This is a genomic window from uncultured Kordia sp., assembly GCF_947489565.1.
In the GTDB taxonomy this organism is placed as follows: Bacteria; Bacteroidota; Bacteroidia; order Flavobacteriales; family Flavobacteriaceae; genus Kordia.
On record NZ_CANLEA010000044.1, the window covers coordinates 1 to 8,905 of the forward strand.

An 8,905-nucleotide genomic window follows, 5' to 3' on the forward strand; every position below is an offset into this window, starting at 1 on the left:
ATAAATTCGTGCCGATCATGAAGCAAAAGAATGGCCAAAAAGTAATTCGTGAATTCGTGGTAAAAAAGACAATTTAAACCATTAGACACGCTTTGCTCTTAGAACACTTCGCTTTTAGACTAATTAGATGTTAGTCGTGAGTAGTGAGTATTGAGATATTTTCGAAGTACACTTTGTAAACAATTAGATTGTTCTTTGATACGAAATAAATTCGTGCCTACCATGAAGCAAAAAAATTACCAAAAAGTAATTCGTGAATTCGTGGTAAAAAAGATTACTTAGACTTACTTTGTACTTAGAATGTTACAGGACTTTATCTCCTAGTTTTTTTGATACGTCTTTGCGAGAAGTTTACGACGCTACAATCTGTATGAGAACAAATTAACAAATAGACAGATCAACAGAATAACAAATCAACAAAAAAGGAAATCAAAAGTTTATAAGTTTACGTTTTGATTTAAAAATTAGTGTTAACAATTCACCCAAGACCCAAGACCAAACACCCAAAACCTACACCACAAACACCAACGGATCCGGGTGTTGATACGTGTACTGAAGTAATTCTTTACTCTTAATGTTTGATACTTTTTTAAATGAAACCGATTCCGAAGGTATAAATTCTGGTGGCGTCAATCCTATTTTTTTGGCAGCTGCTGTATAAAACACTTCTCGTAACGGATGTTCATCGGCACAACCATTGATAACTTCTCCCCAAATATTTTTTGCTACAATTGCATCAATCAATCCAATACAATCATCTTGATGAATCATATTGATAGGTGTTTTTCCATTGGGAAGCTGTTTTTTCTTGGCTAAAAATCTTCCTGGAACTCTGTCATACCCAAAAAGTCCCGCAAAACGCAGAATCGTCAATCGATCTTGTAACTGCTCTCTTAAAATATTTTCAACGGCCAATACTGCTTTTCCAGACTCTTTTTCTGGTTGATTATCTATATCTTCCGTTACCCAATCGTTTGTATTTTGATAGACAGACGTTGAACTCACAAAAATAACTTTCTGTGTATTGTTGATAAACGGTAAAATAGCTCGTATTTGCTCTTGATATATCGTGATGATATTTGGAATTCTTCTCGGAGGAAAATTAATCACAATCACATCACTATTCGCTAAAAAATCAGTGTATAATTTGTCATCATTAGTCGTTCCTAAACTAAAAACATACGGTTGAATGGCAGCTTCGTGTAAAGTATTAACCTTTTCAGAAGAAGTCGTAGAACCTTTCACAGTATAGTTTTTCGCGATAAAATGTTTCGCTAGTGGCAATCCTAACCATCCACAACCTAAAATACTGATTTGTTTATGTTTCACTGTTTAGAGAAGTTTAAGAGTTTGATAGGTTATAAGTTTAATGAGTTTATAAGTTTAGGTATTGAAGAAAATTCACAATTTAAAATTCAACATTTAAAATATTATAACCAGCAACCAGTTATAACAACTGTCTTGGCTCTTCGTTACCAGCAATCGCATCATTTTCTGGATCACTTTCTGCACGTTTCAAAATAGACTCAGGAAGTGATTTCTTCGCTTTTGCGCCCATTTTCTTGATTTTTTCAATGCTTTTAATGATGTTTCCGCGACCTTCAAAGAGTTTGTTCATCGCAGCAGAATAATCCGATTTTGTAGCATCAATCTTTTTCCCAATTCCGATGAGGTCATTCATAAAACCTTCAAACTTGTCATACAAAGCTCCAGCTTGGCGTGCAATTTCAATCGCATTTCGTTGTTGCTTTTCATTATTCCACATCGTATCAATGGTACGCAAAGTTGCCAATAAAGTCGTTGGTGTCACAATCACAATATTCTTCTCAAATGCTTTGCTATATAACGTTGTATCTTCGTTGACGGCAATGGCAAATGCAGGTTCAATTGGAATAAACATTAAAACAAAGTCAGGGCTTTCTATTTCGTATAAATCTTCGTATTTCTTAGCGGATAATTGCTCAATATGACGTTTTATGGATGTTAGATGTTCTTTAAGACTTATTTCTCGTTCTTCATCTTCCGTATTTACATAACGTTCGTATGCTGTTAAGGAAACCTTAGAATCAATCACCATTTTTTTGTTGTTTGGCAAATTGATAATCACATCCGGAAGTACGCGCGAACCATCGTCACGAGTAAAATTCTGCTGTACGACATATTCACGATCTTTCTCCAAGCCACTTTTTTCCAACACGCGTTCTAGTACCAATTCGCCCCAATTTCCTTGCATTTTACTGTCTCCCTTCAAGGCTTTCGTTAAATTCACAGCTTCTTGACTGATTTGAATATTGGCTTTGCTCAGTTCGGATAGCTTTTCGCGTAAAGCGGAATGAATACTGATATTTTCCTTCTGAGAATCTTCTACTTTCTTTTCAAAATGCTGAATCTTCTCTTGAAGTGGCGTCAAAATATTTTTAATATTCTCTTTATTCTGTTCGGTAAATTTTGTCGATTTTTCTTCTAGAATCTTATTCGCGAGCAATTCAAAATCTTTACGCAATTGTTCTTGCTGCTTTCTAAGCGATTCGTCACGTTCAATATTTTGCTTTTGTAGATTTTCAAACTCTGAATTCTTTCGCGCCAATTCTACATTCAAAAAATCTTTTTCACGTCTAATTTCCTCACGTTCTTGTTCCGTTTTTGCTAAATTTTCTTTGAAACCATGCAATTGTTGCTGAAACGTCTCGTTTTGTTTAGCATTTTCTGCATGCATTTGTGTTTTCAAATCGTCAAATTGCGATTGTAATTGGCGATTACGTTCGTGTAAGCCTTCTTGTTGTGCTTTCGTTTTTAGGTTTCCGATGTACATTCCCAAGAAAATACCAACGGCTAAAAAGATGACAATAAGGATAATATAAATAACGATTTCTGACATGAAGTAAATTTTGCGTAAAGATACTATTTTGTATGAATTTTGGATTTAGAAAGCGGAATTAAGAATTTGAAAATTTAACCAGCTGTCATAACAAAAATCAAACAAGAAATAATATATATGATATTTGTGATTAGCATGCCGAGTCCAAACTGTCTAGTTTTTTCATAAAACACAAGAATCATACTGATTATAGACCAAAAAAGAGAAATATAAAATAACCCAATGAGTATTAAAAAGTCTAGGCCTGGTGCATGTACGCTTCGAGGAGAATAGATATTAAAAAGGAACGCAATCAATAAAAAGACTCCGTAGATAGCAATCCCAACCAACAATCCTTTTTTAAATTGTAAAAACATCTATTTCTTTTTGATTTTAAGGATTACAAAAACCTCTAAACAAATTGCGATGATGGTAATTAGGATAGAAATAAACAGCGGGAAATTTGCATTTTCACCATAATAATTCATAAGGCCGCCTTCTTGCGTAATAACATATGTAAGCTGTATGATAAAAAAACAGATAATGATAAAAAGTCCATTAAAAATTATATACAGATAATTTACCAAACGGTTTTTAAATTTTGTAAACAGCACTCTTAAAAAGTATAGGAACGAAAATGTAAAGACAAACATGCTCATTATATAATCTATAGCGTCAATAACTACGTACGTGTCGTGAACATTAATATCCAAAGTAGAATCTTGCAAAAGTGTATTCAGATCCATTGGAAATCCAAGCAATGCGTACAACACTATAAGACATAAGAGTATATAAATGAGTTCTTTTTTCATGTCTGAACGTTGTTAGGAAAATAAAAGTACCGTATCATCTTCAGAAAGTTTCATTTCTTTTTCAAACTGCAATCCAATTTTGTTCAGCAATCCGATAGAAGCGACATTGTTTCTGTCGGTAATGGCAACTATTTTTAAAATTTGCAATTGTTCTTTTGCATATTGTAATGTAGCTTTGGCGGCTTCATACGTATAACCTTTACGTCCATATGTTGGCAATAGTGCAAATCCGATATCAACATCTTCCAAAGAATCTCTATTCACCAAACCACACATACCAATTGGAGTAGCGGTTTCTTTGAGTTCCATTAACCACAAGCCAAAACCATTTTTTGAATAACTTTTTTGTAGATTTTCTCTAATATATTCTTCAGCAACGCCAGGCGTACGAATATTACGATCGCCAATATATTGAATCCACGATGGAGTATTTACCAATTCTAATACGAATTCAGTATCATTCAATGAAAACTCGCGTAAACGCAGGCGTTCAGTTTCTAGTATTGTTTTCAAAATTTAGCTCTTTAGATGTAAATCTATCAAATTAAAACACAAATAAAAAAACGTTGTGATACATTTTTGGCACAATATTTGTTGTATATAAACTGTAACACGATGTAGACATTATACAGAGCTGGTTACTCGAAGTAAAAGAGTCGTGATTACATTTGGTTGGTTAGTTTAGTTTAAAAAAACACTTCACGCTTGTGAGGTGTTTTTTCTTTTTTTATATGGTCTTAGATGTAATATTTATTAAGGTTTTTGGATTTCTTTAAGTCAAATATCATGCGCTTGTTGGAGAATTGAATATGGACAGAATGTTACTATAGAATACGCTTTTTCTGTCGCTCTAAACAGGCATTTAAATAAAATAAGAATTCATTTTATAGATATTCGTAACTACTCGGATTTTGTATGACTTCAATCACAACGATTGGAGCTTTTTTTATCTTAAACTAGTAGGTGGCGGCGGTGGCGGTGGCGGCGTATATTTATATTTATCAAAAATAGGTCCCGTTTTTTTGACATAAGATTTATAGGTACCCAAAAACCATTTGTTGATCGATTTTGAATCTGTTATAAATTTTGAATTTTTATATACTAATTTCCCATTTTCAAATCCAACAGTACTTGTTAAAATAAAATGATATTTTCCTCTGTGAAATTTCTCTCCTTGTCTTCTAGTCTTTTGAGTAAACGAAAAAATGGTTACTTTAAGTTCATTTGGGTTATCAGTAGGAGTGAAGAAAGGTAAAATATAACTTTTTGTGTCTTTACTCTTTGTGAATTTTATATTTTCTTTTTGAGTCAATTTTTCAACCTTGCTAGCATCAGTTTTAGACAAATTAAACTTGCTTATAAAGATTTGTAAATCATCAGATTCATCAATAGAGAAAGCAATATTTTTAATAGTGGAGTCGATTTTTCCAAACTCATCTTGGCTCAAATTTTGGCTGAATACATTACAGCTGATAAGCAACAAGGCTAAAGAATAAATAATTTTTTTCATTTTAGAATTTTGTCAACACCAAATATAAGCATTGTGGTTTAAATTATAATAGGAATTAGATATGCAACTAAATGAATTTTGCATAGCAATTGGTATTTAAAATGATCATATAGTTACAAAGGAATTAAATCTTTTTTCTTTTAATGTATTTAGAACACACCTAGTCTTAGTAATAACTTTTAAACTACACATTCTAAAATTTTCCTACTGTATTCTTAATAAAAAAGCTTATTACGTTTAAAAAAATGAGAAGAAAACCTTTTAAAAAGACAATTTGATGCATGTAATTTTTTAATATATTAGCCACAAGTCTTCTTAAAAATTTTCAATTGCCCGATTCTATGAATACTAAAAGTATTTTCTACCTGTTTTTAAGTTTCTGTTGTCAATTTTTATGCGCTCAAAATTATATCTATAAAGAATTTGGCATTACAGATGGATTGCCAAGCTTAGAAACACATCAACTACATCAAGACAAAAACGGAATCATTTGGATTGCTACCGATAGAGGAGTTGCAAGCTATAACGGATATGAAATTAAAACCTATGGCGTTGGTGATGGTTTAACAGATATTGTAATACTCGATCTTTATCCACAAAAGGATGGAACAATATACTGTGCAACGTTCAATAATCAATTATTTTATTTCAACGAAAACTTCAAAGGATTTAAGCCTTACCCATATAATGAACTGTTACAAAACCTTAAATCAGATCAGCATATCAATAGTTTATATGTTGATGATGATGGAAATATGCACATTGCTTGCGAAAGGATTTTTGGAAAATTTATCATAACTAAGAATGGTGAATTATTAGAAAAACCCTATAAAAATATAGAATCAGATATTGACGAAAGCTGGTTAGCACTAGATAAAACAGATGATGATACATTTTTCTTATCATATACCTTAAGGCAGACTAAAAACAAAAAGAATACATTATACTTTCCAGGAGGAAAACACTTTTATTCCAATGCAATTTCGCTTCCTGGCAATCAATATGTAGTATTTACAGATGGAAGCAATATATATATCGCAACTGCCCAAGGAAAGCTCCTAAAAAAAATAGAACACACAAAATTGATCGTTTCATTAAAGCCCATTGATGAGAGTACTTTTTTTGTAGGATATGATTTTGGCGGCGGTGTTTTTTTGGATATTGAAGGTACAGTCAAACAACACTTTTTAGAAGAAGAATCGATTACTGACTTTTTAATTGACCATGATGGAGGATATTGGTTTACAAGCTTACATTCAGGTGTATTCTACATAAAAGAACCAACGATACAATTTAAGCATACAGGCATTTCTTCTCCGGCAAGATCGTTGACAAAAAATTCAAAAGGAGAATTGTATGTTGGCTACCGATCTGGCGATGTCCTAAAGTTAGATGCAAAACATCAGATTTCTACAGTACATACTTCAAATAATAATGCCAAGACATTTGTAGAATTTGATACCATTCACAAACAATTGTATGTGAATTCATTGCCACATTTTTTTAGAGAAGATAAAAACGGACGTACAAAGGTTTTTAATGATTCGCTGTTTTCAAATTATACAGTTAAACTCTCAGAGCCGACGGAAAAAGGGATTTTTATTGCGCAATATGGATGGATTGGACATCTTACGCAAGATGGATATAAAGATTATAAAATGTCTTATAGAATACATGACGTCGTCAATTGGGATGATGAAATATACTTTGGATCACCTGATGGAGCATATCTATTTAAAGAAGGGAAAATTTCTACTTTAATGAAAAAAGATCCATTATTTCAGAATAGAGTAGATGATATTGATGTAAATTTTGATAGAGAAGAAATCTATTTTGCGTCCTTAGGAGCTGGAATTATTGTGTACGATAAAAAAACAGAAAAAGTATTTAATATTACACAAGAAGATGGATTGTGTAGCGATATTATTAATGAAATCCATATTGAAAATAAAAATGAAATCTGGGCATGTACTAATTTTGGATTGAATAAAATAAAATTCACAGAAAACAATACATTTCAAATTACAGGACTTAAAAGTTCAAATGGTTTGCTAAATGATGGAATTAGTGATGTAGAAATCATTCATGATACCGTTTGGATAGCTTCTAAGAAAGGATTAATGTATGCGCCTAAACAATTGTTTGATGCAAAAACAACGACCAATTCGTATCATTTGAGAGTTAAAGCATTTCATATAAATGATTCCATTGCAACAAAAGAAAAGCTGCAAAATCTTTCTCATCAAGAAAATAGAATAGAATTTTTGGTAGAAGGTATTCATTTCAAAGCTTCCGACGAGTTGAATTATATATATAAGATGGAAGGTTTGGATACAAAATGGTATCACACTAAAAACAGAAGCATCTCATATCCTTCATTGCCTTACGGAAAGTATACATTTAAAGTAGCTGCTTCAACTTCGACCAAACTTGATAACCTCACATTTATAGAAATTCCCATTCAAATACATGCGCCGTTTTGGAAACGCACTTGGTTTATTATTGCTGTTATTGCTTCCATCATTGTATTGATTTATTTATTCTTTAAGTATAGAATTCTCTCGTATAACCGACATATTATTCGTGAATTATTACGTTTGCTCGTCAAAAAGGTGAAGCGTAAAGAACTCTACTTCTCTTTCAAAGAAGCAGGAAAAGAAATTCGAATTAAAACGGATACGATCCTGTATGTAAAATCAGCAGGAAACTATGTTGAAGTTGTCACCGAACAAAAAAATTACACCATACGTACCAAGATTGGCGAATTTATCAACCTAACACCAGATCCATTGGAATACATTCGAATTCATCGTTCCTATATTGTACGGATTGATAAAGTAGCCGAAAAAAACAGTAAAGAAGTAACTGTAAACGGCACACAACTTCCTGTGAGTAATTCGTATGTAACCGAATTAGATAATTTGATTTTTTAGTCAAAAAAAAGTCATCCCAAAAAGAATCCATTTCATCACATTTCATTTTTTATTCATCACTATTTTAATGGTAAATGATCACAAAGCTTTAAAAATTAATAGTTTAGATTTTTTGTGTGTATACATTTGAAGTGTTAACTAAACTTTTTATAAACATGAAAAAACAACATTTTAAATCATTAGCACTAAAAAAAAATGTAGTAGCTAATCTTAAAGAACAAGAAATCCAAGGAGGAAGAACCGGAGCTGTATGTGAAGAAACATATACTTGCGTAACAAGAGTAGTGTATACTTGCCAGTTTACAGACGTAAGAACCTGCTCAATGAACACGGTTTTTATCTGTAATGACTAATTTTTAGTTTCAACAAGACTTTGCCCACAAAATAGGAACATGTAGTATTGCTGTTTTGGGTAAGGTCTTTTTTTAATCAATAACTAATGATAATTAATAGTCTAAAACATAAGAATTACGAATTTTCATAAAGCCTTTCTCTAATCGATCTAAAGACCGCAAATGCTAAAGTTTTGTTAGAATTTAGAAAGCTACACAATATTTTGGCATAAATGTTGGTTTATAATATGTGTACCTTGATGATGACAGTACAAAGAGCTGGTTACTTGAGTAAAGAGAGTCATAGTACATTTGGTTGGTTAGTTTAGTAAAAAAACACTTCACGCTTGTGAGGTGTTTTTTTTCTTTAACAGCATTTTTTACTTCTTTAACAGAAAACAACATCTTTTTAAGATATAATATACCGTTTTGGCACGGAAGTTGAATTATAATATATGTAC

Annotated in this window: 7 protein-coding genes; 2 read left to right on the forward strand and 5 right to left on the reverse strand. The window is 31.9% G+C overall.

Going from position 1 to position 8,905, the window contains the following annotated elements:
- Window positions 1-510: 510 nt before the first annotated feature.
- The 5 genes from Q0845_RS27580 to Q0845_RS27600 all read right to left on the reverse strand — a co-directional run bounded on the left by Q0845_RS27580 (window position 511) and on the right by Q0845_RS27600 (window position 5,179).
- Window positions 511-1,329 carry an SDR family oxidoreductase gene (locus tag Q0845_RS27580; RefSeq protein WP_298521177.1) on the reverse strand — a complete coding sequence of 273 codons (819 nt, stop codon included), beginning with the start codon at window positions 1,327-1,329 and terminating at the stop codon, window positions 511-513.
- Window positions 1,330-1,447: 118 nt separating this feature from the next.
- Window positions 1,448-2,878, reverse strand: coding sequence for a DNA recombination protein RmuC (rmuC, locus tag Q0845_RS27585; RefSeq protein ID WP_298521179.1), 1,431 nt, complete (start codon window positions 2,876-2,878; stop codon window positions 1,448-1,450).
- Between the two features lie 356 nt (window positions 2,879-3,234).
- Entirely contained in the window at window positions 3,235-3,669 is a 435-nt protein-coding gene (locus Q0845_RS27590; protein ID WP_298521181.1) for a hypothetical protein, read from the reverse strand.
- 12 nt (window positions 3,670-3,681) lie between these two features.
- The gene (locus tag Q0845_RS27595) at window positions 3,682-4,182 is read right to left on the reverse strand and encodes a GNAT family N-acetyltransferase (protein WP_298521183.1); all 501 of its coding nucleotides are present in this window, start codon (window positions 4,180-4,182) and stop codon (window positions 3,682-3,684) included.
- Between the two features lie 433 nt (window positions 4,183-4,615).
- Window positions 4,616-5,179, reverse strand: a complete 564-nt coding sequence (locus Q0845_RS27600; protein ID WP_298521185.1) for a hypothetical protein — start codon at window positions 5,177-5,179, stop codon at window positions 4,616-4,618.
- 341 nt (window positions 5,180-5,520) lie between these two features.
- On the opposite strand from Q0845_RS27600, the gene Q0845_RS27605 reads away from it, so the two are divergent.
- Window positions 5,521-8,112, forward strand: a complete 2,592-nt coding sequence (locus Q0845_RS27605) for a LytTR family transcriptional regulator DNA-binding domain-containing protein (RefSeq protein ID WP_298521186.1) — start codon at window positions 5,521-5,523, stop codon at window positions 8,110-8,112.
- A 155-nt stretch (window positions 8,113-8,267) separates the two neighbouring features.
- Window positions 8,268-8,465, forward strand: coding sequence for a hypothetical protein (locus Q0845_RS27610; protein ID WP_298521188.1), 198 nt, complete (start codon window positions 8,268-8,270; stop codon window positions 8,463-8,465).
- Window positions 8,466-8,905: the final 440 nt, after the last annotated feature.

Coding starts and splice junctions, on each gene's coding strand:
- rmuC (WP_298521179.1), bottom strand. CDS start 2,878: ATGTCAGAAATCGTTATTTATATTATCCTTATTGTCATCTTTTTAGCC.
- Q0845_RS27590 (WP_298521181.1), bottom strand. CDS start 3,669: ATGAAAAAAGAACTCATTTATATACTCTTATGTCTTATAGTGTTGTAC.
- Q0845_RS27600 (WP_298521185.1), bottom strand. CDS start 5,179: ATGAAAAAAATTATTTATTCTTTAGCCTTGTTGCTTATCAGCTGTAAT.
- Q0845_RS27605 (WP_298521186.1), top strand. CDS start 5,521: ATGAATACTAAAAGTATTTTCTACCTGTTTTTAAGTTTCTGTTGTCAA.
- Q0845_RS27610 (WP_298521188.1), top strand. CDS start 8,268: ATGAAAAAACAACATTTTAAATCATTAGCACTAAAAAAAAATGTAGTA.